The sequence below is a fragment of the Mesorhizobium sp. 113-3-3 genome, from assembly GCF_016756495.1.
In the GTDB taxonomy this organism is placed as follows: domain Bacteria; phylum Pseudomonadota; class Alphaproteobacteria; order Rhizobiales; family Rhizobiaceae; genus Mesorhizobium.
In genome coordinates this window covers 998,751-1,023,068 of the sequence record NZ_AP023243.1, presented here as the reverse complement: position 1 = coordinate 1,023,068, position 24,318 = coordinate 998,751, and the positions used below count along the sequence as shown (strand labels likewise).

The 24,318-nt window shown below is 63.7% G+C and carries 13 protein-coding genes and 1 tRNA gene; 3 read left to right on the top strand and 11 right to left on the bottom strand.

All coding sequences use genetic code 11. From position 1 onward, the window contains the following. Positions 1–154: 154 nt before the first annotated feature. The 4 genes from JG746_RS04750 to JG746_RS04735 all read right to left on the bottom strand — a co-directional run bounded on the left by JG746_RS04750 (position 155) and on the right by JG746_RS04735 (position 2,781). Complete coding sequence (locus tag JG746_RS04750; protein WP_202357121.1) at positions 155–394, bottom strand: Trm112 family protein; 240 nt, start codon at positions 392–394, stop codon at positions 155–157. Positions 395–403: 9 nt separating this feature from the next. After that, positions 404–1,075 carry an LON peptidase substrate-binding domain-containing protein gene (locus JG746_RS04745; RefSeq protein ID WP_027047556.1) on the bottom strand — a complete coding sequence of 224 codons (672 nt, stop codon included), beginning with the start codon at positions 1,073–1,075 and terminating at the stop codon, positions 404–406. A 121-nt stretch (positions 1,076–1,196) separates the two neighbouring features. Next, positions 1,197–2,201: a thioredoxin gene (gene trxA, locus JG746_RS04740; protein WP_202357120.1), complete on the bottom strand. Its 1,005-nt coding sequence runs from the start codon at positions 2,199–2,201 to the stop codon at positions 1,197–1,199. Positions 2,202–2,283: 82 nt separating this feature from the next. Then, positions 2,284–2,781, bottom strand: coding sequence for a prolyl-tRNA synthetase associated domain-containing protein (locus JG746_RS04735; RefSeq protein WP_202357119.1), 498 nt, complete (start codon positions 2,779–2,781; stop codon positions 2,284–2,286). Between the two features lie 212 nt (positions 2,782–2,993). On the opposite strand from JG746_RS04735, the gene JG746_RS04730 reads away from it, so the two are divergent. Beyond that, positions 2,994–3,068, top strand: a tRNA-Gly gene (locus JG746_RS04730). Positions 3,069–3,429: 361 nt separating this feature from the next. Next, positions 3,430–4,239: an NYN domain-containing protein gene (locus JG746_RS04725; protein WP_202357118.1), complete on the top strand. Its 810-nt coding sequence runs from the start codon at positions 3,430–3,432 to the stop codon at positions 4,237–4,239. Positions 4,240–4,322: 83 nt separating this feature from the next. On the opposite strand, the gene JG746_RS04720 is transcribed toward JG746_RS04725, so the two are convergent. Further along, the gene (locus JG746_RS04720; RefSeq protein WP_202357117.1) at positions 4,323–5,108 is read right to left on the bottom strand and encodes a SapC family protein; all 786 of its coding nucleotides are present in this window, start codon (positions 5,106–5,108) and stop codon (positions 4,323–4,325) included. A gap of 286 nt (positions 5,109–5,394) precedes the next feature. On the opposite strand from JG746_RS04720, the gene JG746_RS04715 reads away from it, so the two are divergent. Then, positions 5,395–5,664 carry a DUF6916 family protein gene (locus tag JG746_RS04715; protein WP_202357116.1) on the top strand — a complete coding sequence of 90 codons (270 nt, stop codon included), beginning with the start codon at positions 5,395–5,397 and terminating at the stop codon, positions 5,662–5,664. Between the two features lie 220 nt (positions 5,665–5,884). Here the strand turns inward: JG746_RS04715 and JG746_RS04710 are convergent, their stop codons facing one another. The 6 genes from JG746_RS04710 to JG746_RS04685 all read right to left on the bottom strand — a co-directional run bounded on the left by JG746_RS04710 (position 5,885) and on the right by JG746_RS04685 (position 24,147). Next, positions 5,885–6,415, bottom strand: a complete 531-nt coding sequence (locus JG746_RS04710; RefSeq protein ID WP_202357115.1) for a GNAT family N-acetyltransferase — start codon at positions 6,413–6,415, stop codon at positions 5,885–5,887. A gap of 12 nt (positions 6,416–6,427) precedes the next feature. Beyond that, positions 6,428–7,759, bottom strand: coding sequence for a hypothetical protein (locus JG746_RS04705; RefSeq protein ID WP_202357114.1), 1,332 nt, complete (start codon positions 7,757–7,759; stop codon positions 6,428–6,430). A gap of 30 nt (positions 7,760–7,789) precedes the next feature. Then, complete coding sequence (locus JG746_RS04700) at positions 7,790–8,317, bottom strand: phage tail protein (RefSeq protein ID WP_202357113.1); 528 nt, start codon at positions 8,315–8,317, stop codon at positions 7,790–7,792. 12 nt (positions 8,318–8,329) lie between these two features. Then, the gene (locus JG746_RS04695) at positions 8,330–8,833 is read right to left on the bottom strand and encodes a phage tail protein (protein WP_202357112.1); all 504 of its coding nucleotides are present in this window, start codon (positions 8,831–8,833) and stop codon (positions 8,330–8,332) included. 12 nt (positions 8,834–8,845) lie between these two features. After that, positions 8,846–9,358 carry a phage tail protein gene (locus JG746_RS04690; RefSeq protein ID WP_202357111.1) on the bottom strand — a complete coding sequence of 171 codons (513 nt, stop codon included), beginning with the start codon at positions 9,356–9,358 and terminating at the stop codon, positions 8,846–8,848. Between the two features lie 194 nt (positions 9,359–9,552). After that, positions 9,553–24,147, bottom strand: coding sequence for a beta strand repeat-containing protein (locus JG746_RS04685; protein WP_244730668.1), 14,595 nt, complete (start codon positions 24,145–24,147; stop codon positions 9,553–9,555). Between the last annotated feature and the right edge of the window lie 171 nt (positions 24,148–24,318).

The window sequence follows — 24,318 nt, the reverse complement described above, 5'->3', positions numbered from 1 at the left end:
TGTCGAGATTCAGGTCAGGCCGAGCCGAAAATGCCGAGAACCGAAGCGGAGCGTACTTTTCGTACGTGAGCACAGTTCTACTGCGACGCAGTAGAACGGGGAAGCGCAGGTATCACCCGTTTGCAGGCCGGCCTCACCTGAATATCGACATACCCTAAGGCCCACCCAGCCTCGGCGGCGCCAGCACATCCTCCGCCGACAGTGTCCGCGCCTCGGAAGGCAGCATGATCGGGATGCCGTCGCGCACCGGATAGGCGAGCTTGGCGACCCGCGAGATGAGCTCACCACGCTCCGGATCCCAGGCCAGCGGCCCCTTGGTCAGCGGGCAGGCCAAAAGCTCCAGCAGCTTGGGGTCGACATCGATCTTCTTTCCGTCACGCCCATCCGCCGCCATCGTGCCCTCTCATTGAAGACTTGAACCAAAATCCTCATTCTCGCGCGCCAGCGCCATTTCGGTGATGGCGATCAGCGTCTCGGCCCGCGTCTTCAGGTCGGCGGCTTCAAGCAGCGCCTGTTTCTCGGCCGGCCCGTAGGGCGCCATCATCGACAGCGCGTTGACCAGCATGGCATTTTCGGCGCGGCTGACGCTTTCCCAGTCGGCCTCGAGATCATTGGCCTGAAGATAGGCGCGAAACGCCTTGAGCAGCGCCGGCCGGTCGATCTCGTTGGCCGCCGGATCGTCGTCGAGATCGGCGAGGAAGGGCGCCGGCTTGGCCTGGCGAAACGGGGTCTTGACCGTCAGTTCATGGGCGATGCGGAAGCGGAACACGCCCTGCAGCGAAATCAGGTAACGGCCGTCGCCGGTCTCGGAGAAGGCGATGATGCGGCCGGCGCAGCCGACATTGCAAAGCTCCGGCTCGCCATCCTCGCGCAGCGCGCCGTCGAGACGCGGCTGGATCACGCCGATCAGCCGCGAGCCGGCGACCGCTTCATCCACCATCTGCAGATAGCGCGGCTCGAAGATGTTGAGCGGCATGCGGCCGCCCGGCAGCAAAAGCGCCCCCTCGAGCGGAAAGATCGGGATCGTCGACGGCAGATCCTTGGCCAGCCGGTAATGCGCGTTTCCCGCTTGCACCACATTCCTCCGATCGACTTCTTGCGCCCGCCGCCGGGATCGTCGGCTAGGCCGAAGTCAGCTTCCTAATCTGGCGCGGCCGCCGCCGACCACAAGCCCGTGCGACGAAACAGCCTCCGGCTCAGGAAAACAGCAGCGCCGACAATTTGCGCCGCGCGGCCAGCGTCGCCTCGTCGGTCATGCCCCAGGCCTCGAAGAATTGCAGCAACTGCGCCCTCGCGCCATCCTCGTTCCAGCCGCGATCGGCCTTGATGATGGCCAGCAGATTGTCGGCTGCCGCCGTGCGTTCGCCCCTGGCGTTCTGGATCATGGCGAGGTCGAAACGCGCCTGATGGTCTTTCGGGTTTTCGGCCAGGCGGCGCTCGAACTCGGCCGGATTGCCCAGCTCCGCCGCTTGCGCGGCCAGCGCCATCTTGGCGCGCAAGGCGGCAAGAACTGGCGCGTCCTTCTTGGCCTCGGGTGCTGTTGCCAGCAAGGCCTCGGCGCCTTGCGTGTCGCCGGCCTCGAACAGCAGATCGCCCAGCCCGGCGATTGCCTCGATCGTCTCCGGCGCCTGCGCCAGGATGGCGTCGAAAATGTCTGCGGCGGTCTGCATGTCGCCGGCGTCGCGCGCTTCCGCTGCCGCTGCCAGCGCCTCGGCCACGGCCGCAGCACCATTGCCCTTGCCGCCGACCTTGGTGATGAATTCGTTGATCTGGCTCTCCGGGATGGCGCCCATGAAGCCGTCGACCGGCTGGCCGTCCTTGAAGGCGATGACCGCCGGAATGGACTGGATGCCGAGCTGGCCGGCGATCGAAGGATGATCGTCGATGTTCATCTTGACCAGCTTGACCTTGCCGCCGGCGGCCCGGACCGCCTTTTCCAGCTGCGGCGTCAGCTGCTTGCAGGGGCCGCACCACGGCGCCCAGAAATCCACCAGCACCGGCTGGCGGCGCGATTCCTGGATGACGTCGGCGGCGAAGGCCGCGGTCGTGGTGTCCTTGATGACATCGGCCGGGGGCGCGGCCGGCGCATCGCCAAGCGAGACCTTTGCCGGCGCGGGGGGCGCTGCGCCATACTGAACGGTGGTGGCATACTGGCCGCCGCTGCTGCCGAATGACCCGCCAAACGGCTTGTTGTCGCTCATCTCGTCACCCTTTCGGTCGCGCCGCCGGCCCGCGGGGTCGGCGCCATGTCATTGGAAGTCGGTTTCGCCATGCATGTGGCGATCAAGCCGAGACTTTCAAGATAGCAGCATCGTGCCCGGTTGCCTCGACGAATCTGATGAGATCGGCAGCGGCGATCGATGTCGTCGCCTCATTGGTCAGCGGATGCGCGTTGATGACGGCATGCGCCATCAAATCCTCGTCGAGCACCAGCTTCACGCGCTTTGCCGTGTCGTTGATGACGCCGAAGACGGTGACGGCGCCCGGCGAGACGCCCAGAAGCTCCATCAGCATCTCCGGCTTGCCGAAGGAAACACGGCCGGCGGCGCCGATCAGCTGGTGGATCTGCTTGAGGTCTACGACGGCGTCCTCGCCGACAGTGACCAGGAAGAAATTGTCCTTCTTGTCCTTCAGGAACAGGTTCTTCGTGTGCCCGCCGGCGATTTCGCCGCGCAGCGCCTGCGAATCGGCCACCGTATAGAGCGGCGCATGGCGTTTCGTCGAAACGGCGATGCCGAGTTCGGCGAGAAAGGCAAAAAGTTCGGCTTCGGTCTTCGGCATCGATCGTCTTCTTCGTCGTTTTCCCGCCTTGCCGTTTACGGCCAATGCGGTGGCCGACACAAGGCCATCGCGCAACGGCGTGGCGAAATCCGCGCGTTGCGGGCGGTTTGCCGGCATCGTTTGGCATGTTGAAAAAAGCCTGCGATTTCCCTGTTGCAATCGCCGCGCTCTTAAGCCATATAGGCCCGGCTTGCGGCCAAGACGCCGTGTGAGCGGGTGTAGCTCAGGGGTAGAGCACAACCTTGCCAAGGTTGGGGTCGAGCGTTCGAATCGCTTCACCCGCTCCAGTTTCCTCAGGGGAAATCAAGCATCGAAAAGCCGCGGTCCGCCGCGGCTTTTTCGCGTTTTGGGGCGGACGGGAATCGCGACCGATAACGGCGACACGACGTATTCTGTTTCTTACGAGCAAAGCGCACCGCCGAGGTATCGAGGAACCGTCGTGCCACTTAGAGCTCCCTCCGGAGCTCCACTTGTGCAGTCATCTGCAGGTGCTTTCCGCACTTCCGGCGTTCTACACCCTCACATCGCTCCGCTCTGGTTGTTGAAACCGCTTCCAGACTCGCACGAGCCGGTTTCGAAACAGGCGATTCGAAATGTCGTAAACCTGGAATTCGGGTTATCGTGTAAGACAGGCAGGGGGAAAGTTGAATGACGAGCGATACACTTGCGCTTTTGATTGACGGCGACAACGTATCACCGAGGATCATCTCAGGACTTCTCGCGGAGATCGCCAATTACGGCACGGCAAGCGTCAAGCGAATCTACGGTGATTGGACGAAGCCAAACCTCAACGGCTGGAAGGAATGTTTGCTTGAGCATTCCATTCAGCCCATACAGCAGTTCGCTTACTCGAAAGGCAAGAACGCGACCGACGGCGCCATGATCATCGACGCGATGGACCTGCTCTACACGGGGCGGTTTTCCGGTTTCTGCATCGTTTCGAGCGACAGCGATTTCGCGAGGCTCGCTTCACGCATCCGCGAACAGGGCATAACCGTTTACGGGTTCGGTGAACGTAAGACGCTCCGTCCGTTCATAACGGCCTGCGACAAATTCATATATGTCGATGTGCTCGGCGACGCGGTAGAAGAGCCGCCGCAGACAACCCAGATCACGCCCGAGAAGGCCGTTGGGGAGTCAGCTGAGGCTGTCGCCGTACCCGTCAAAATCGAAACGGAAAAAGCCGATCCAGCGCAGGGTGGAGCGGCGGCGAGTGGTCGACTGGACGAGGCCGCGCTGAGCATGCTCCAAAAAGCAGTGGAGGCATCAGCGGATGAGGACGGCCGCGCCCACCTCGGGCGCGTGGGCGATCACCTGGCAAAGCAGTCTCCAGACTTCGACGCCAGAAACTACGGCTATAAGCGATTGAGCGATCTGGCCGATGCTTCCGGAATACTCGAAGTGGAGCGTACAGGCGACCAGACAAAGGTTGTCACGGTTCGACTGAAGAAGGGTTGACCGATAGGGCACTTACAAATCAATCGCACGCTGTTTCCTGAATACTGTCGATGGGGAAAGCCAGTTTCAGCCTCATTTCGCCCTCACCCCGCCTTGCGCAGCGATGCCTGGTGCACCAGCGATGTCCAGCTGTTGGTCGAGGCGAGGTGGCAGTAGAGCAGGCCGAGCGCGCCGGATTTTCTCAGGTCGAGGAAGGCCTCGTCGCTCAGTTTGTTGAAGGCCGGCTCGTCGATCACCTGGAAATCGGTGAGGTTGAGCACTTCGCCGCCTTCCAGCGTCACCTTGCTCTGGCGCGGCGCGAACAGGCCATGCGCGTCGATCTTGTCGATCATTTCGCGTGTGGCCCTGAAGTCGATCTGGAACTGGTTGCAGAAGGCGAGCGCCTGCTTGGTCGCTTCGGTCGGCTCGTTGCCGCTGAAGAACGGTGCGATCTTGTCTTCGCGGAATGGCGCCATCAGTTGGTCGATGACCCGTTCGCTGGCCCGGTCCACGCACAGCGTCAGCCGGCCTGCCGTGGTCGGATCCTCGGCAAGGATGAAGGGATAGCGGCGGACATAGGCGGGGATGTAGTGCGGCGCGGTCCACCTTCCGTCGGCATCGACGAACAGGTTCTCGCCCTGGCGCACGCCGGTGATGATGACAGGTGATTTGGCCGGGCCGATGAAGACGATCGGGTAGGAGCGCATCGCCGCCGGCATTTCCGACGCCACCACCGGAATGGCATGCGCGGCTCGCGCGAAGGCAAAGTCGCCGCGCGCGGTCAGGCCCAGCGAACCATGCCGCACCGGGTTGAGCGCTTCGGGCCTGGAATAGAACAGCGGCATGGCATCCGCCTGCGCCGCCTCCGTCCTTGCCGCGATATCAGCCATGGTCCGTCCCTTTCTCCCGCCGGCTGATCGCGCCGGCTGTTCCGCATCAGACCCCAAGACTGGCATCTGCTCTTGTTGCGCTGATCTTGGTTGGGCCAAGACTCCGGCGCGGGAACAAAGTACTACAGTGTCCGTGGCGCGCATAAAAGCACGACGCTTGCGGTATTTTGCGCTTTGCCCCGGCGAATTGTCTCGCCCGGCGCTCGGGGCTGCCGCCCGCCTCTGGACAGCCTGCCGCGAAGCGGCGAGATTGCGCCCGCAACGCAAGTGGAATGAGGCGGATGGCATGGCGTCGCTAGCGGATTTCGAACAGGGGCAGGAATTCACCGTGGAAGCCGGCGGCCAGTGGGTCTCGTTGGAACTGAGCGCGGTCAAACCTATTCCCGCCAGCCCGCGTCCGGGCGGCGGCTTTTCGCTGATCTTCCGGGGCCCGCGCGAAACGCCGCTGCCGCAGGCGACCTATCGCTTCACCGGCACAAGCGGGGTGCACGACATCTTCATCGTCCCGGTCGCCGCCGACGCGACCGGGCGGCTTTACGAGGCGGTGTTCAATTAGCACACGGTTCTGGGCGACATGCATGGAGGCCCTACCGGATTGTGACTGGGCCGAATGTGACAATCTTTACCGTCGGCGCTGCCCCTCACTGTCCTGCCGGACATCTCCCCCCGTAAACGGGGCGAGAGGATTTAGCTGCGACGCCGGCGCATTCTCGGCAACGCTTGTGATTGGCGAAACCGTTGATGACAGGCAGATGAGGGGCGGCGCCGCCCGTCGATCATGGAGTGCTGGCGCCAGGCGGCGTGCACACCATCAGATCATAGACACCCTTGTCCTCGATCACCTTGAAGCCGAGCTCGACATAGAGGAGCCTGGCCGGATTGTTCTTCTCGACATGGATCGATGCTGATTTGCCGGCAAACCATGCCTCGTCGATGAGGTCGCGCAGCAGCGCCGAGCCGTATCCCTTGCGGCGATGCTCCGGCAGGAAAGCGATGTCGATGATGCGGTGCTGGCTCGGCCAGCGCTCGATATAGAGGCGGCCAATGTCCTGCCCGGCCCGCTCCACCACCAGCCAGTCGGCCTCGGGATAGTGTTTTCTGTAGTGCGCGTGCTGCGCCTGGAACTGCATGTCGAGGAAAGCGGCCTTCTGCGCCTCGCTCCAGTCCGTCACGGCGAGTTCTTCCAGGCGCGTCGAGGCATAGAGACGCGACAGGAACGGCAGATCCGCATCGGTCGAGGCACGAAAGGCGAGCCCGGCCTCGCGCGACCGGGACCAGACCCGAGAGAACTGTTCCAGACCCGCCATGCCGCCTGCGCGTCAGACCGGCGGCGTCAGGTCGCGCACCACGACGATCTGCTTGAGGTTACTGGTGGTCAGCGCCATCCAGTCATATTCCCATTCGGAGCTGTCGATGGCCATCTGGTTGATCGTCCAAAGCCCACTTGTGCCGTCGGGCATGACCATCAGCATGAACAAAGCGAGCCGACCGTCGGCATTGTAGTTGAGCGACAGGCGCGCTGAGTTGAGGGCGAAACCGAAATCGCGCCATCCCGACCAGTTCTGGGTCTTGGCATCCCACTGCGCGTTGAACTGGAGGACATGCTGCTGGTCGGTGGCGACCAGCACGATGTCGCCATCGCCCTGAATGCCTGCGGCGAGCGCGTTTTGGGGCCACCTGGAGTAACCCGGTGTCGCCCATTGCGTCCAGCTGTCCGATCCGGCAGGCATCTGGCGCGTGTGCAGCACCTGCCCGCCCCTGTTCATGGCAAACAGATTGGTGGCGCCCAGCGGCCCGATCGCCGGCGCCATCTCGATGAAACCGCCGGTTTGCGTGGTGTCAATCTGTACCCATCCCGTCCAGTCGGCCACCTTCAGCGGCTGCGGCTTCGCCTGCTGGCAGCGGTAGAGATTCAGGTTCGAATTGATACCGAACAGCGCGATGCGGCCGTCGCCCTGGCGTATGGCGGTGACCGTCACCAGCTGACCGGTAAGCTGCTGCCAGTCGCTCCACGGCTTGGCCGGTGGCGCGAGCACATCGACGGTGACGACGATCGGCGCGGTGGTGCCGGGCGGCGTGATGGTTTTCTGCACCTGCACGACCTGGTCGGGATTCTGGTAGATCCACCAGATGCGGCCTTGATTGTCGGTGAGAAAGATTTCGATGCGGCCATCGGCATCATTGGCCATCGTCAGCTTCTGGTAGCTTGTGGCGCCAGGCGGTGCACCGATGCCGACCGGCGAGTTCCATTTGTCGATCGGGCCGATCTGGTTGGCATCCTCGGTGATGAAGGACAGATTGGTGGTGCCTGACGGCTGTGCGACCACGGCAACGCGGCCGTCCTTCGTCAGGCCAGCCGTCATGATCACCCAGGCGCCGGGCGCGATCGGTGACCATGCGGAAGGCCAAGGCCCGTTCGGCGAGGTCTGCGCCTTCTGAATCAGCTGGCTCTTGGCGGAATCGATGCCCACCACCATCAGCCGCGACAGTTCGAAGAACGACGTGCCCCCCGGCATGCTCTGGTAGACGGGCGCGGGTCCGGACTGCCGCGAACTGATATTACCTTTCGCCTTGGAAGCGGCTTTCGGTGCCGCCGGCTTCTTTGTCGCGGGGGCCGATGACTTCGATTTCGGTTCTGCTTTCTTGGCCATCGCGTGAGTCGTGCCCTGTTGGCTCGGAATTCAGGTTCTCGGCGGGAAGACGCCCTGCAGCGCGATGCAGAAATAGCAGGTGAGATAGGGTTGCATATTGTTGTGCGGCTGGTCGCCGCCGGCGGGGGCAAGTGCGTTGGGGCTCATAGGCACCAGATTGGCGTTGGTGGTCTTTTGAAACACGGCTCCGTTGGCCGATGTTGCCAGCGTGATGCCGGGGGTCAGCGTACCCTGCGTTCCATTTTCGACGGTCGCCCGCATCGTGTGGTTGTGCATCGGAATCTCGGACTCCAGCAGAGTTACGGTTTCCGAACCGCCAGTTTCGCCGAGATCATGCAGGGAAAGCCCTGGGCCTTGGCCGGGGTGCATGGGCACGCTGCCCTGCAGGTCGGGCAAGGCAAAATTGGACTTGCCGTCGCCGCCATAGGTGGTGCCCAGCAGCGAGAACAAAGCCGTGTTCTGCGACAATGGCAGCAACTGGCCGTCGCACCACGCCCAACCCTTGGGCGCGAAATTGAACGGGAAGATACGGATTTCGGCGACGAACGGATCGGCCATGACGGTCTCTCTTCAAGTCTGCGACGGGAAAATGCCGAACAGCGAGATGATGAAATTGACGCAGAGATAGGGCTGGAAATTCGTATGCGGCTGGCTGCCGCCTACGGAGGAGATGGCTGATGTCGCCATGTTGGCGTCGGCTGTTTCCGCGGCGTACAGTTGGACCAGCGTCGAACTTGCAAGCACATTGTTTTGTGGCGACGCCTGCGATCCATTGCCGATGTTCCCCAGAAACGGATGGGAATGCGCCGGAATCTGCTGGATCGTCAGCGTTATCTCCTCGGCGCCTCCCGTCTCCGCAAGGGTAAAACCATTGCCCTGGTGAAGAGGAAGCCGGCCACGCAGGTCGGGCAGCGCGAAAGTGCTTTCGCCGTCGCCGCCATAGGTGGTGCCGATCAGGTTGAACAGCGTCTCGTTCTCAGAGATCGGCAAAAGCTGCCCTTCGCAGAACATCCAGCCTGCCGGCGCGAAATTGCCGGCAAACATACGAACTTCGCCAACATAGGGTTGTGCCATGGTCGCTAATCCTCAGGTCGGCGAGGGGAAGATGCCCTGCAGGGCGATGCAGAAGCTGAGCGTCAGGAAGGGCTGCATGTTCAGATGCGCCTGGCTGCCGCCGATGCTGGACACGCTCCCGGCGTTCAATGCCGCCAGATTGCTCGCGGGGCCATAGATGTTTCCCGGATCCTTCGCCAGGACGTTGCCGACATTCGCGAAATTCGGGTTGTTCGAGTCGCCCTGCGTGGTGGATGCGTTTGCGACGTGCGTATGCTGAGGCAGTTCGCCTATCGAAAGCGTATGCGCCTGCTCCCCACCCCGCTCGCCCAGTGTATGGCCGTTGCCGACATGGGCCGGAATACGGCCCCGAAAGTCGGGCAGGCCGAAGTTCACCCGGCCATCGCCACCGAAAGTGGTGCCGAGCAGCGAAAAAAGCCCCTGGTTCTGATTGATTGGGAGAAGCTGTCCGTTGCACAGCGCCCAACCCTTTGGTGCGAAGACAAAAGACATGATTCGGATTTCGGAAAGAAACGGTTCCGCCATCGTCGCCCCTTTGCATAACAACAAGCACAGACCTTCCATTTCGCAAGAGACACTTGCAAAAAGGCCGACCCAGTTACTTAAATTTTTCTGCTAGTTAGAACAGTTTTCTCTGCTCTATTCAACAACCGATTTCATTACTTTGCAAGCTGGTTTTTTAGCTCCCTCTGGTAAACAAAATCTTTGGCACAGGCCGATCAAGGCAGAGGGTTGGTCGTCGGCAAGGGCGCGGCCCCCTGGCCGTATTGAATGCTGCCGCTGGTGCTGCTGGTGCTGAACTTGGTCGGGTCGTTGATGCCGTTTGCGTCATCCAGTTCGCCGGCGTTTGCTCCGGCAGTGGCGGCCGACTGCGTGACCTTGAAGACGCCGTACGACTGTTTGAGACGCACGTATTGGCCATTGCCGGCCTGACCGGCGATGTTGGCGAAGGAATTGCCCTGAAGGTTGAGCCAGATGGTCGGGAAAGGACCAGCCCCCGGCGGAGACGCGATATTGGTAACCTGATTGTCCTGGACGGTGATCGCGCGGCTGCCGTTGATATGGTCGAAAATGTTGTTGGTAATGGTGAGATCGGTTTCACCACCGCCTGTCGCCTGACCGGCAAGGCCGACATTGACGCTGATGCCGGGTCCAGTCGCGATTTGATAGATCTGATTGCCGTCGATCAGATACTTGCCGTTGACGGCGCCTTCGTTCTGGATCTGGATGCCAGTGCCGACGCTCGAGCCGGAATTGGTGACCGCGTTGTTGCCGATGATGTTGTTCTTGATCGTTCCGTTGACCGTTCTGTTGAAAGGCCCGTTGCCATTGTCGAAATGATTGATGGCCGTCGAACGTTGCCCGATGAACGTGTTGCTCTCGATGTCGAAGGTAAGCGAGGTCGCGGCCGGGTCGGTCGACACGTCGACGCCGGCATTGTTGTTTGTGAACGTCGCGCCCGACACGTTCACCGTCATGCTGGTACCACCGGAATTGGCGAACAGACCGGTGCCCGTGATCGTCGCGGGCGGAGAGGCGGCATTCCAATCTCCGGTGAAGCTGCCGCCCGTGACCGTGATCCCCATCGTGGACGACCCCGTGCCAAGGAAGTTGACGAGGTTGCCATGGGGCGAGCTGACATTGCCGTTGATCGGCAGGCCGTTGCTGGAGATCGTGTTGTTGATGAATTGGAGATTCGTCAACGTACCAGAGCTGTTCGCGATCTGAATCTCGAATTCGTTGTTGTTGCTGATCACCGAATTGCTGATCGACGTCGCATGCGCGCCGTTCGAGGCGGTGCCGGTCAATTGCGTTATGTTGATGCCGGACTCGTCCGTCGCCGCGTCATTGCCATTGCCGGAGATGTTGAGCCGGTTCAGCACGAACCCATTGATGCCCGAGCCGCCGATGCCGTCGCCCAGATTGTTGGTGATGTTCATGTAGGCGAGGTGGGCATCCTGGGTCGACGTCAGGCTTATGCCGTCGCCGGTCGAGTTCTGGATCGTTCCGCCCGAACCATTGTTCGCGCCGCCGCCATCGCCGGTGACCGTCAGCCCGCCACTGGTGCCGGTGTTGTTGAGCACGATGCCGTTGGCGGCGCCGTTGGACGAAATACTCCGGAACGTCAGCCCCGAGGCGCCGATCGTCGTGTTGACCACATTAAGCGCGGTGCCGCTGCCGGACGTGATCGTGCTGCCGGTGCCACCCGTCGCGGTGACCGTGCCGCCGCCGGTTGCATTGAAGCCGGTGCTGCCGCTGGTGCTCGTATTGATCGTCAGCGTGTTGGTGAAATTGATATTCGTGCCGTTGGTGCCGCCATTGTTGACCAGGTTGATGCCATCGCTCGAGCCGTTCGACGTCACGGTTCCGTCGAACGAGATCGTGCTGGCGCCGCCGGCGGTGCCGCTGTGGTTCTGGATGTCGATCGCGGTGGCGTTGGCGGTGTGGGTGATGGTGCCGTTGTAATCGATATTGGCCGAGCCGCCCGAAACCAGGAACGCCGTACCCGTCGTCGCGCCACTCAGAGCGCCGCTGCCCAGGTTCACCGTACCGGTGACGTTGGTGAGCGCGACATTGTTGACGCCGCCGCCCGAGGTGGTCGACGTGAAATTGATGCCGGCCGCGATGCCGTTGAGGTTGACCGCTTGGGCGTTCGTCGCGCTGATCGAGCCGGTGGTGACAGTGACCGTGCCGCCATTGGTCGCGGTGAAGGCCGTGTTGGCGCCGCCCGTCGTGATGGCGAGGTTGGCGAAGCTGACGGTCGAGGCCAAGCCGCCATTGTTGATCGAGACAGCCGTGCCGCCGTTGGCGGCGAGACTGAGGGCGCCGGTGAAGCTGACCGTGTCTACGCCGGTTGCGCCGGAGATGGCGATGCCGCTGCCCCCGGTACCCGTCGTGACGGTGCCGGCGAAGCCGAAGCTGCCGCCGGTGCGGTTGGTGATGCTGACAGCGGTGCCGGCGAGGCTGGAGATCGAGCTCGCGCTGTCGAAGCTGAACACCGCACTGCCGCCGACGACGGACAGGCCGCCGCCACCCGAGAAGTCGACATTGGTCGCGGTGACCGTTCCGGAGGCAGCGCCGAATTTGATGCCCGTCCCGGCCGCCCCCGTCGAGAAAAGCGAGAGATTGCTCAGCGTCGTCGTGCCGGTGGCTCCGGCGCCGAAGTCGATATCGGTGGCGGTGACGTTTCTGATCGTCATGTTGCGGATCGTGGCGTTCGCCGTGCCGCCGCTAATGCCGATCGCGGCATTGGCGCCGGTGCTGTCGTTGCCGTCGATGGTAAAGCCGTCGATGATGTTGCCGCTGGCGCCGAGCGTGATGACGTTGGCGCCGTCGGCGGTCGTCAAAGTGGTGGTGCCGCCGGGCGTCTGGTCGGCGATCGAGAGGGTGTTGCTGGCAAGCTGGATGGCCGACGGCACCGTCAGCGCCAGATTGATGTTGCCATTGTCGAAGCCGCGCACCTGTTCGCTGGCCAGCAGCACCAGCGTGTCGTTGCCATTGGTGCCCTGTGCGGTGATGACACCTTGATCGTTGACGAGGACGAGGATGTCGCTGGCGACCGACGCCGCTTCGGCCGTCGAAAGCGTCGCCAGATTGTTCTGGTCGCGGCCGGTGCCGTCGCCGGTCGCGCTGGCGCCGACGAAATAGATCTTGCCGATGCCGAAGCCGAGGCCGGGGCTCGACTGGAAGTTCACGTCCTGGAAATTGTAGGTGCCGGCCACCGGCGCGCTGGAAGCGTCGATGCCGACATTGGCGCTGATGGTCGAGAGCTGGTCGGTCGCCGATTCGCCGTCGCCATAGACGAAGGCGAGGTTCGTCGTCGAGTTGAGGAAGACGCCGGTGTTGACGCCGGCAATGCTCGAGCTGTTGCCACCGACCACGGTGTCACCCAGGCGCACCGTCTGGCCGCCGCTTGCGCCCTGCAGGTCGACGCCGATCGAGGTGCCGGCGGCGGCCGCGTTGGTGACATCGAAATCGTTTGCCGTTATCGCCGCGTTGATCGCCGCGCCGTTGAGGTCGAAGGCCACGCCGGTCGAGCTGTTCAGGCCGATGTCGAGATCGTTGAAGGACAGCGCCACACCCAGCGTGCCCGTGACATCGACGCCGCGCGAGGTGATGTTTTGCAGGTTGACCGTGCCGAGCGCGATCGTGCCGCCGCCCGACGAAATGACATTGGTCAGCGAAATGCCGGTCGCGGCGCCATTGGCCGAGACGCTGGAGAAGTTCACGCCACCGGCGCCGACGGTGAGGCCGTTGAGGCTGAGCGCGGTGCCCGAACCGGTCGAGATCGTATTGCTGGAGCCGGTGACGTTGAGCGTGCCGACGCCGGTGGCGGAGAAGCCCGCTCCCGCCGCGGTGGTGATCGCCAGGCCGCCGCCGAAATTCATTGTCACCGGGCTGCTGTTGCCGGAGATGCTCACACCAGTGCCGCCGCCGGTCATGCCGATCGTGTAGCTTGCGCCGTTGATGTTGTAAGTGCCGCCACTGTTGCCAGTGATCGCGATACCAAATCCCGCACCCGTAAAATTGTTGGATGCGCCCGAGACGGTGACGGTGCCGCCGGAATTGGCGCTTAGCACGATGCCGTTTACGTTGGAGGTCAAGTTGCCGCTCAGCGCGACGAGACCGGCACCGGCCAACCGACCCTGCACAATAACAGCCGCGCCAGATCCAGAGGATTTGGTGATGTTGCCGGAATAGCTGACTGCCGCCGTGCCTCCGTTCACGTTGAACGAGCTACTCGTTGCGCCCGTCAACGTGCCGGAGCCGAGATTCAGCGCGCCGTCGACTAGTACCAGACTGACATTGTCGCCGCCGCCGCCCGACGAGGTCGAATCCAGCGCGATGTTGGCTTGCATACTGCCGAGGTCGATCGCCTGGCCGAGGGTCGAGTTCACGGTCTCGGCGCCGGCGGTGGCGGTGATGCCTATGGTGCCACCATTGCCGAAGATGCCGGTGCCGGTGGTGGTGTCGATGGTCAGGCCACCGGTGAAGCTGGTCGTGCCACCGTTCTGCGACAGACCGATGCCGCTCGTCGTGTCGATGTTGGCGAGGCCGGTGACGTTGAGCGTGCCGGAGGCGACATGGATGCCGCCACCGGTCGCGGCTGCGTTGTTCACCGCCACCGTGTTGAAATTAAAGGTGCCGGTGTTGGTGTTGATGGCGTCGATGCCGAAGCCCGTCGTGCTGGAAATGCTCGTCGCGCCGGTGACGGTGAAGGTGCCGGCCACGCCGTCGAAGATGATGCCGCTGGCGCCGCTGCTGGCACTCACGCTGGAGAACGTCATGTTGACGGTCAGCGGATCGAGGTTGAACGCCGCGCCGCTGTTGGTGGCGACCACGCCGGCGCTGCTGTTCAGCGTGAAGATCGTGCCGGCGCCCTTGGTGTTGGCCAGGACGCCGGTGCCGCCGGTGTTGGCGAGGTTGAGTTGCCCCAGATCAAGGGTGCCGCTGGTGTTGGTGAAGCTCAGGCCATTGCCCTGGATCCGCGCGCCGGGATTACCCATTGCGAGCGTTCCGGCGCTGACGGTGCCGCCGGCGCCGTCGGAATCGAAGCGCACATTGTTGAACACGATGCCGCCGCTGCCGGCGCCGCCGGTCACTTTATTGCCGGCAAACGACCTGATCGCGATCGAATTGTCCGTCGCGCTGATGTTCTGGCCGGAGAAGGACGCCGCCAGACCGGACGCGGTCGACCTGAGCGTGTTGCCGTCGATGGAAAGCAGAAGCGTATTGGCCGGCGCGCCGGTCGTGGCGAAGTTGAGTGCATTGCCCCCAGCGGCGATGTCGTTGTTGCGGAGTATGAAGTTGGAGGCGCCCGCCGCATTGACGGCAACGCCGGCGCCGCTGCCGAGATTGCGGACGATCAGGTTCTCGATGCCGCCGGTGAAGGTGCCTGTGCCGCTGGTGGCAAAGTTGATCACCGAGGTGGCGTTGTTGCTCTGCAGGATCGGGCGCAGCGTGTCGATGCCGCCCGGCGCCGCGATGATCGGCGAATTCTGCACCGTGGTGAAGTGGAACGCCGCGGATGCGCCGCCGCTGGTGTCGACGCCAAGCGTCGAGACGTCGACGGCCGCGTCGCCGCTCTTGAACGCGAGCAGCACCTGCCCGTCATCGAGGTTGAACGTGGTGCCGCTGAGGTCGATGGTTTCCTGGGCGCCGTTGACGTTCTGGTCGATCAGCACCACGACATTGGCGGTGGACGCCTGTGCTCCCAGATAGCTACCCGGATTGGCGAGGCTGCCATCGCCGGTGCCGCCCGCGGTGACGTAGTAGACGCTGATCGACGCCAGGTTCGCGGTATCGCCGGTGAAATTGACGTCGTTGAAATTGTAGTCGCCGTTGGTCGGCAAAGTGTCGGTGGCGTGGATGACCTGGCCGCCGGTGGTCGCGATCGACGATTCGGCCGGACCCTGGCCGTCGCCGAACACCAGCTTGGCGTTGGTGGCGCTGGAGAACTGCACGCCATAGCCGACATTGGCGATGGTCGAGGTCTGGCCGGCAGGGCCGGGGTTGTTGTTGACGGTGTCGCCGAGCTGGATCGTGCCGGTGCCGGTCGTGCCGGCCATGTCGATGCCGATCGTGCCGGCGAAGCTGCCGCCGTCGACGTCGAAATCGCCCGCCGTGATGTTGCTCGCGCCGAGCGCGGCGCCGTTGAGATCGAGCCCGACGGCGCTCGCGGCATTGAGCCCGATATTGAGGCTGGTGAAATTCAGCGTCGAGCCGAGCGTGCCGGAGACATCGACGCCGCGCGAGGTGATGTTCTGCAGGTTGACCGCGCCGAGATTGAGCGTGCCGCCGCTGACATTGTTGAGCGATATGCCGGTCGCCGCGCCATTGCTCGAAATCGTATCGAAATTGATGCCGCCCGCGCCGACCGTCGCGCCGTCGAGCTTGAGCGCCGTGCCCGTGCCGGTGGTGATCGAGTTGCCTGTACCGCTGACGCTGACCGTGCCGGGGCTGAGGGTGCTGGCGGTGAAGCCGGCGCCGCTCGAGGTGGTGATGACGAGGCCGCCATTGGTGAAGTTGAGCGTACCCGTGCCCTGGCCCGCGCCGATGCTGGGGGCCTTGACGATGGCGTCGTTGGTGCCGCTGCTGGTGTTGAATATCTTCGACGTGCCGGAGAAGGTGACCGTTCCCTCGGACGATCCGTCGAACAGCACGCCGACGGCCGTGCCGGTATGATCGATCGTGCTCGAAATATTGTACACGCCCTCGGCGTTGCCGCTGAAGACGAAAGCCGCTGTCCCCGGCAGGGCTACTGCTGTCGTCGAAACGACCGAACCGCTCATGTTCAGATGGGTCCAGTCGCCGCCGCCGGCTTGCAGCACCGTGCCCGTATCGACCTTGATCGAGCCGTTGTAGTTCAGCGTACCGGAAACAAGGTTGTTGCCACCGGACAGGGTTATGGCCGAACCGGTGGTGCTTGTCGTCGCGCCGATGCTGGCGCTGCCGCCATTGCCGCCAACGTTGACGGTCCCGGTCTGGAGGACGGCGAGCGCAATGCCGATCTGACTGCCATCGATGGTCAAGGTGGATCCGGCGACATTGGCGATGTTTACGGTGCCGACCTGACCGCCGATCTCGAAGCCTTCGTAGCTGACGTCCAGATCGGTCGTGCCGGTGAAATTGACCACGCCCGCGCCGCTCAGGCCGGCCAGCGAGGCACCGATGTAGCCGGTGTCCTTCAACCCGCCAATGTTGACGTCGCCGGCAAGATCGGCAGCCTGCAGCAACACGCCGGCGGCATTGTTGGTCGACGTCGCCGTGATGCTGTCGAAGGTCATGCCGCTGGCGCCGACATTCGTGCCGACAACCACGAGGCCGTCGGCGCCGGAGTTGACCTTGTTGCCGGTCCCGGAGACGGTGATGGTGGAAGGCGGGCCGGGCGGGAAATTGACGACATCCCCGATGGCTTCGAAGCCGTCGCCCGTCGTCGTCGTTATGTCGAGGCCGCCGCCGGTGAAGTTGATCGCGGAGTTCGTATTCGCGCTTGGGGTGCCCAACGGGAAGCCGCCGGGGAAGCCGATGTTGACGCCGTCGGTCGCGCCCGAGCTGATCACCTTGCTCGAGCCCGAGAAGGTGATCGTGGCCGAGTCATTGCCGGCGATGAGGATGTTGCCGCCAGCCGTCGCGTTGCTGTCGGCGAGGTTGCCCGACAGCGTCACCGAGCCGCCGGTCATGCTCTGGATCGAAACCGCGGCGCCGGCGCCGTTGGTGGCGATCGTACCACCATAGGAAATCGTCGCGTTGCCGCCGCTGAGCGCGGTCGCCGAGCCGACATTGAACGACGTGCCCAACCCGGTATTGGTCAGCGTGCCGGTGCCGAAGCTCGCCGTGCCGCTGAGTTTCTGCAGGTCGATGCCGTTGCCGGAAGCGAATGTCGCGCTGGTCGAGGCGAAATTGATGCCGGCCGTGATGCCGTCAAGCGCCACCGCTTGCGCATTCGTGGCGTTGATCGTGCCGGTCGTGACATTGACCGCGCCGCCGCCTGTTGCAGTGAACGCCGCCGCGCCGTTGGTGGTGATATCGACATCGGCGAAGGTGACGGTGGAGCCGGTGTTGTTGGTGAGCGAGACACCATTGCCGTTGACGGTCACCTTGTCGGTGAAATTGACCAGGCCGCCGGTGCGGCTATCGATGTTGACGCCACCGCCGGTCAGCGTCCCTGCCGTAGCGCTGTTCGGCAAGGTGCCGCGCGTCAGCGTTATGTTGCCGGTGCCGCCAGTGACTTTGAGCAGCGTGCCGGCAACGTTGATATTGTTGTTGGCGATCGACAGGTTGGTGTCGAGGCTGGTGACATTGAACGCCAAGCTGCCGCTGGCGACATTGCTGACCGTGACGCCTTCGATGACGATACCACCGGCATTGTTGAAGCCGCCGGCATTCTGGTCGATGGTGAAGACCGAGCCGATGGCGCCGCTGAAATCAAAGGCGGTGTCGCGCACCTGATTGTTGCCGAGCAGATTCAGCAAGCCGCCCGTGCCGGTGACCACGCCCTCATTGCCGGTGACGTTGCCGCCGGTGGCGCCGAGATTGCCCTGGACATTGACCGGCTGGATGGTGCCGGAGACGAGGATGGAGCTGCTGTTGCCGAAGCCGGTGATCGACTGGCCCGAATCGAGCGTGAACGGCGTGCCGCTGAGATCGACGGTGCCGACGAAGGCGAAGGTCTGCGTGCCGGCCAGGGCATCGGCGGCGGCGACCGAGATCGTGTTCACCGACATGCTGAGCCCGTCCGTGCCGGCGGCGATGACGCCACCCGACTGCGAGACGAAGGTGACCACGCCGACCGCCGACGCCAGATTGGCGTTGCCGGTGAAGAACACGTCGTCGAAATCGTAGTTGCCGGATGCCGGATTGAGCCCGACCGTGTTGACGGTGTAGGCGCCAACGGCCGTGGCGCTGATGGTGGACTGCAGCCCGTCGGCCGAATTGCCGTCACCAAAGGTGAAGTTGGCATTGGCCGAGGTCGCGGTGGTGAGATCGTGCGCCAGTTCAACACCGATGCCGAGATTGGTGATGCTGGAGCCGCGCTGGAAGGTGATGGTCTTGTTGCCCGTCGTCGACGACAGGTCGATGCCGCGCGAGGTGAGAATGCCGGTGCCGGTGATAGTTGTCACGCCGAAACCGGCCGTCGTGGAAGAACCCGTGAAGTCGATGCCGGTCTGGCCGGCGCCGGCGCCCATGGTCACGTTGGTCGCGCCGAAGGTGACATTGGCATTGGTGCCGCTGAAATTGATGCCGGCGGCGTTGGCGGCCGATCCCAGCGTCACGCCGGTCGTGCCGGCGAACGTTACCGAGCCGGCATTGCCTGATATGTCGATGCCGTTGCCGGCGGCACCCGACACGGTCACCGAACCGAAGCCGACGCTGCTGCCGCCGGCGGTGTTCGAGACCGACACGCCTGTCCCGGTCCCGGTCGAATTGACCGCGCCGCTGAAGGCCACCGAGCCGCCGGTGATGCCGTCGACCTTGACCGCCGTGCCCGGTGCGGTCGCCGAACTGGATATGGCCGCCGACACCGTGATCGCCGCGCTGCCGCCGGAGACGACGACGCCGTCGCCCGAGCCGCTGTTGGTGATGGTGCCGCCAATGCCGATCGTGCCGGTGTTGTTGGCCAGGCTGACATCGGCGCCGGCAATATTCGTGGTGACGAGATTGCCGACATTGACGGTCGCGGCGCTGTTCTGAACCAGGAAGCCGGCGCCGCCGCCCACCACGGTGTCGACCTTGGTCGTGCCGTTGAAGCTGTAGGTGCCGCTGACATTGTTGAGGCTGATGGCGACGCCGCTGATGCGATACAGGTCGACGCCGCCAAAGGTGACGTTGCCGCCGCTGGTGTTGGAAATGGCGATGCCGGTCGAAACGCCGCCGCCCGAGCCGTCCACGGCAACGCTGGAGAAGTTCACCCCGGCCGCGCCGATCGTCATGCCGGCGATCTGGATGCCCTTTTCATCCGGCCCGAGACCGGTCGCCACGGTATTGCTGGAGCCGGTCACCGTCAGCGTGCCGCCACCGACGGCGCTGAAGGCGAAGCCGCCATCGGCCGTCAGGTCGAGACCGCCATTGAAGTTGACCGTGCCGCCGGTGTTGCCGGTCAGGTCGATCGCATTGGCCGCACCGGTGCTGGCGGTGATCTTTCCGCCGAAGGTGGCGGTGCCGCCGGTCATGTTGGAAATTCTCACCGCGCTTGCAGCAGCGGTCTGGCTGATGGTGCCGTTATAGGTGACGTTGGGCGTGGAGTTGGTGATCGAGAAGGCGTTGCTGATCGTACCGGCGATGGAACTCCCGGTCCCGAACGTCATGGTTCCGCTCGAGCCGGCGACGATGCCGACGCCTGTGCCGCCGCCGGTGACGTCAAGATCGTCGAAGCTGGCGGTGCCGTCGAAATTGTTGGCGAACAGCCCGACACTGGTGGCGTTGGCGATCTTCGTGTTGCCGGTGAAATTGACCATCGCGCTCGAACCGACAAGCGCGATGCCGGTCTGGCTCGCATTCTGGACATTGAGACCGCCGACCGTCACCGTGCCGGTCACGCCGTCGAGGACGAGGCCTGTCGCGGCGCTGCTGACCGTCACGCCGTTGATCGTTGCGCCAGCGATGCCCGTTCCATCGATTGCGGTGGCGGAGCTGCTGACGGTGAGGTTGGCGACGAGGTTGCCGTTGGCAAGATCGATGGTGTTGCCGGCCGAATTGTTGAGCGTCGCACCGCCATTGCCGAAAGGATCGGCCTGGAATTGCGTGCCGCTGATGACATTCGTGCCGGTGACATTGGCGGGCGGCGCGCCAAGGCTCACCGAGGCGCCATTGGCGAAGGAAACGATCGACTGGCCGTCGGCAAGCGTAAAGCCGTCGGCATCCGTGTTGATGTTTCCGGTCCCGTTGTTGACCAGCACGAAGATCGTGTTGGCGGGAGCCGCCAGGGCGTCCGCCGCGGTGGCGTTGATCAGGTCGTTGACGCTGGAGCCGTCACCAGCGTTGGTGCTGGCGGCGCCGACGAAGATGACATTGGCGATGTCGAACAGCTGCGGACCGTTCAGCACCGTGGTGTTGAAGGCATAGGTGCCGCTGCCTGGCGACAGGCCCCGCATGTCGAGCGACGCCGTCGTGCCGGTGATGACGGCGCCGCCGGCGGCACCGAACGAGAATGTCGTGTTGGCGGTGGTGCCGACCTGGCCATTGGTGCCCATCTGCACGCCGGTGCCGGCGGAAATGACGCCGCTGCCGATGGTCACCGAGCCGCCATTGGTGCCGGAGAGGTCGATGCCGGTCGAGGTCCCGGTGCCGGTGACATCGAGCGTGGTCGCGGTGAAGACCGATGTCCCCGAGACGCTGAGCCCGCTCCTGCCGCCGATCAGCCCGGTGACGTCGACATCGGCGAAGTGGACTGGGCCACTGTTTCCGACCCTGATTGCGCTGTTGAAGGCGCCCGGATTTGTGATCGTCGTCGTGCCGTGGAAGCTGATCGTGCCTGTGTTGTTTAACAGGCGGATGCCGTCGCGGGATGGCTGGGTGATGGTGACCGCGCCGCCGAAATCGACGGTGGCGGAGCTGTCTCCTATGAAAATGCCGTCAAAAAGCGTGTTGGAGGCCGTCGTCGTGCCGGTGACGGAGAAATTGCCGCTGGTGTGGGACAGGCCGATGGCATTCTGTCCGCCGGTCTGGCTCACCGAGTCCAGCGTGACATCGAGTTCGGTACCGTTGCCAAGCCCGAGACTTTGGATCAGCACGCCCTGGAGGCCGTTGCCCGAAATCGTGCCGCCCGTTATCGTCAGTTTTGCGGCGCCGAGCGAGGTGACAAAGACGCCCTGGGCGCCATTGTTCTTGGCGTCGAGCGTCTCGAATCCATAGGTTCCGGCGCCGCCGACGAGCAGGCCTTGGCCGGTGTTGTTCGAGAGTGTCGTCGTACCGGTGAAATTGTAGGTGCCGTCGCCACTGTCGATCTCGAGGCCGCTGCCGGTGTTGCCGCTCGAGTTCAGATTGTTGGCGGTGATGCTGTTGGTGCCGTCGAACAGCACGCCGTTCAAAGCCGCGCCCGTGACGTTCAGGCCGGAGATGGTGACCGCGCTGACGCCGCTGCCATGGATGCCGTTGGCGCCGCCGCCTGAAATGTTGAAGTCGAGCAGTGAGGTGTTGTTGGCCAGCGTCACGACATCGCCGGCCCCGGAATTGGTCAGCGTCGCCGCGCCGGCCGGGTCCGAGACGGTCACGCCATGCTGGACATTGTCGCCGGTGATATTGATCGGCACGCCGCCGAGCGAGAAGGAGCGGCCATTGCCGAAAGACGCCAGCGTCTGCCCGCTGCTGAGCGAGAAGCCACCCGAAGCATCGATGGGCGTACCATCGTTGACCAGCACGAAGATGGCGTTGCTGTCGGTGTTGGCATTGGCCGTGGTGAACGAGGCGAGGTTCGACAGCGAGGAGCCGTCCATCAGGCCGGTCGCCGTCGAGCCGACGAAGATCACGTTCTGCGGGTCGAACAGCTGCGGGCCGCTGAAGCTGGTCGAGCCGAACGCGTAATGGCCGAGCGTCTGGTTGAGGCCGCGCGCGTCGAGCGAAGCGGTGCTGCCGGCGATCGAGCCGCCGCCAAAGCTGAATTCGGCATTGGCCGAACTGGCGAGCGACCCGGATATGCCGAAGCGAACGCCGGTATCGACGCCCGAAATGGAACCGCCATTTGTGATGATGATCGAAGCGCCGCCCGTGGTGCCTGCGAGATCGATGCCGATGGTGCCGGCGGCACCAGGCCCGGTGATGTTGAGCGACTGCACGGTGAAATTGGTCTGGCTGCCGAAGAAGTCGAGACCCGTGCCGACGCCGAGGCCGGAAATGACGATGTTGCCGGCCACCACCGCCGCGTTGACGCCGGCAAACGACATGCCGTCGGCGCCGGGATTGGTGATGTTGATGTCGCCGAAGCGGATCGTCGCCGGCGAATCGGAAATGGCGATCGCCGGTCCCGTCGTGTTGGAAATCGTCGTCGCGCCGTTGACGGTGAAGCTGCCCGAAACATGGTCGAGCACCACGCCCGACGTGCCGCCCGTCTGGCTGATCGAATCCAGCACCACATGCGCGGTGATCGGGTCGATGAAGACGGCCATGCCGCCATTGCCCGACACGGTGCCGCCGGTGGTGGTGAAGCTGCCGCCGCTCGACGTGCCCTGCACGGTTATGCCGCGATCAGTATTGTTCAGCGCATTGACGGTGGCGAAGGTGTAGGTGCCCTGGCCAGTGATATCCAGACCGTCGTCGAGATTGCCCGACAGCAATGTCGTGCCGGTGAAATTGTAGGTGCCGTTGTCTTCTATATGCAGGCCGTCGAGGCCATTGCCGGTCGCGGTGAAATTGGACGCGCTGACATTGGTCGAATTGCCCTTGAATTCGGCGCCGTTGCCGCCGGCGCCCGTCACCGTGACATTGGTCAGTGTCGTGCCGGCGGCGTTGTTGCCGAAGATGCCGTTGGCGCCGCCGGTGATGGTGATGCCGTTCAGCGTGTTGCCGGTGCCGAGCGTGATGACATTGTTGGCGACATTGGTGCCCTGGATCGTGCCGTCGCTGCCGCCGAGATTGAAGGTGGCGGTGCCGCCGTTGGCCAGTTTCGCGGTGACGCTTTCGCCGCCGCCGATAAGCGTCTGGCCGGCGGCAATCGTCTGGCCCGGGGTCTGGATGTTGCCATTGCCGCCGAGCGCGACGACAAAACCGCCGGTGCCGGCCTTGGTGACCGCGTCGTCCAGCGTCGTCGGGTCGGCCTGCGTGCCGGCGCCCGCCAGGCCGCCATCGGCGAAATAGAACTTGCCGAACGCCGCATTTGTGGCGGCGTTGATGGCGACCCGCGTCGTCGTGCCGCCGTTGATCTCCTGCGACTGGATCCTGACGCCGATATCGCCGCGCACGCGTTCGTTGACGCGCTTGCGCAGGCCTTCGCTGACCGGATAGACCGGATCCGTTCCGATGGCCGCGGTCGTGTCCGAGCCGCGGCTGGGGTTGAACGGGATGTTCAGCCGCACGCTGCCGGCGAACTGGGTGTCGTCGCGATTGTCGTTGCGGACCTCGCCGGCAAAGACCAGTTCGGTGCCGCTGCCGAAGACATCGCCGATCGTGTATTCGAAACCGGCCTTGGCACCGGTCACGCTGCCGTCATCGCCGTGCGGATCCTCGAAATGGTAGCCGCCAATGTCGAGCCGCAGCGAGTGCTTGTCGGGCAGGTTGACCGGAACCTGGGCGCCGATCTCGCCTTCGATGCCCCAGGCCGCGTAGTCGCGGTGGTCGAGCACCGATATCTGTTCGATCAGCTGGTTGCTGACCATCGACAGGGTCGAGCTGGTCGAACGATCGGTCGAGTCGCCCTTGATCGGCACAAAGACGTTCACATGCGCGTCGAAATTCGGCGTGATCGCCTCGACGCCCAGCGTGCCGGCGGTGAACTGCGTGCCGCTGTAGTTCTCGAGGTTGATATAGGCGTAGCCGCCGAGCATCAGGTCCGGATTGACGATGCGGCGAATGCCGAGGCCGATGTCCTGGCCCGACGCATCCTTGAAATCGTGCTTGGCCCGGACATCGAGGAACAGCACCGATTCCGCCGTCTGCTTGATCGGTATGAAGCCTTCGAGCGCGGCGTTGCCGCCATTGTTGTCGGCGCCGACAATGGCGCGGATCTGCGGCTGCCAGAGCCCGTCGGGGTCGGCATCGGCAACCACGCCTGAAAGGCCGAGCGCCAGCGTCGTCAGCGCCGTCGTCTTCCACAGCTGTCTTGCAATTCGCAAACGGCCATAGCCGGCGCGCACGTGGAAAGCCTCCCCACGCGCAACCATCCCACCAACCTGCCGAGACGTCTCGGTAGTTCCCATCCCTGGCGAGTCCTTCTGGGACTACACGTCCCGCGTGTTAATTCTTACGTGAATTCTATTGTATAGCGAGCCCGGAATGTTGTGAGTGTTGTTGTCCGACCTCAAAGTTCTGTCCTGTGGCCATATTGCCACAGT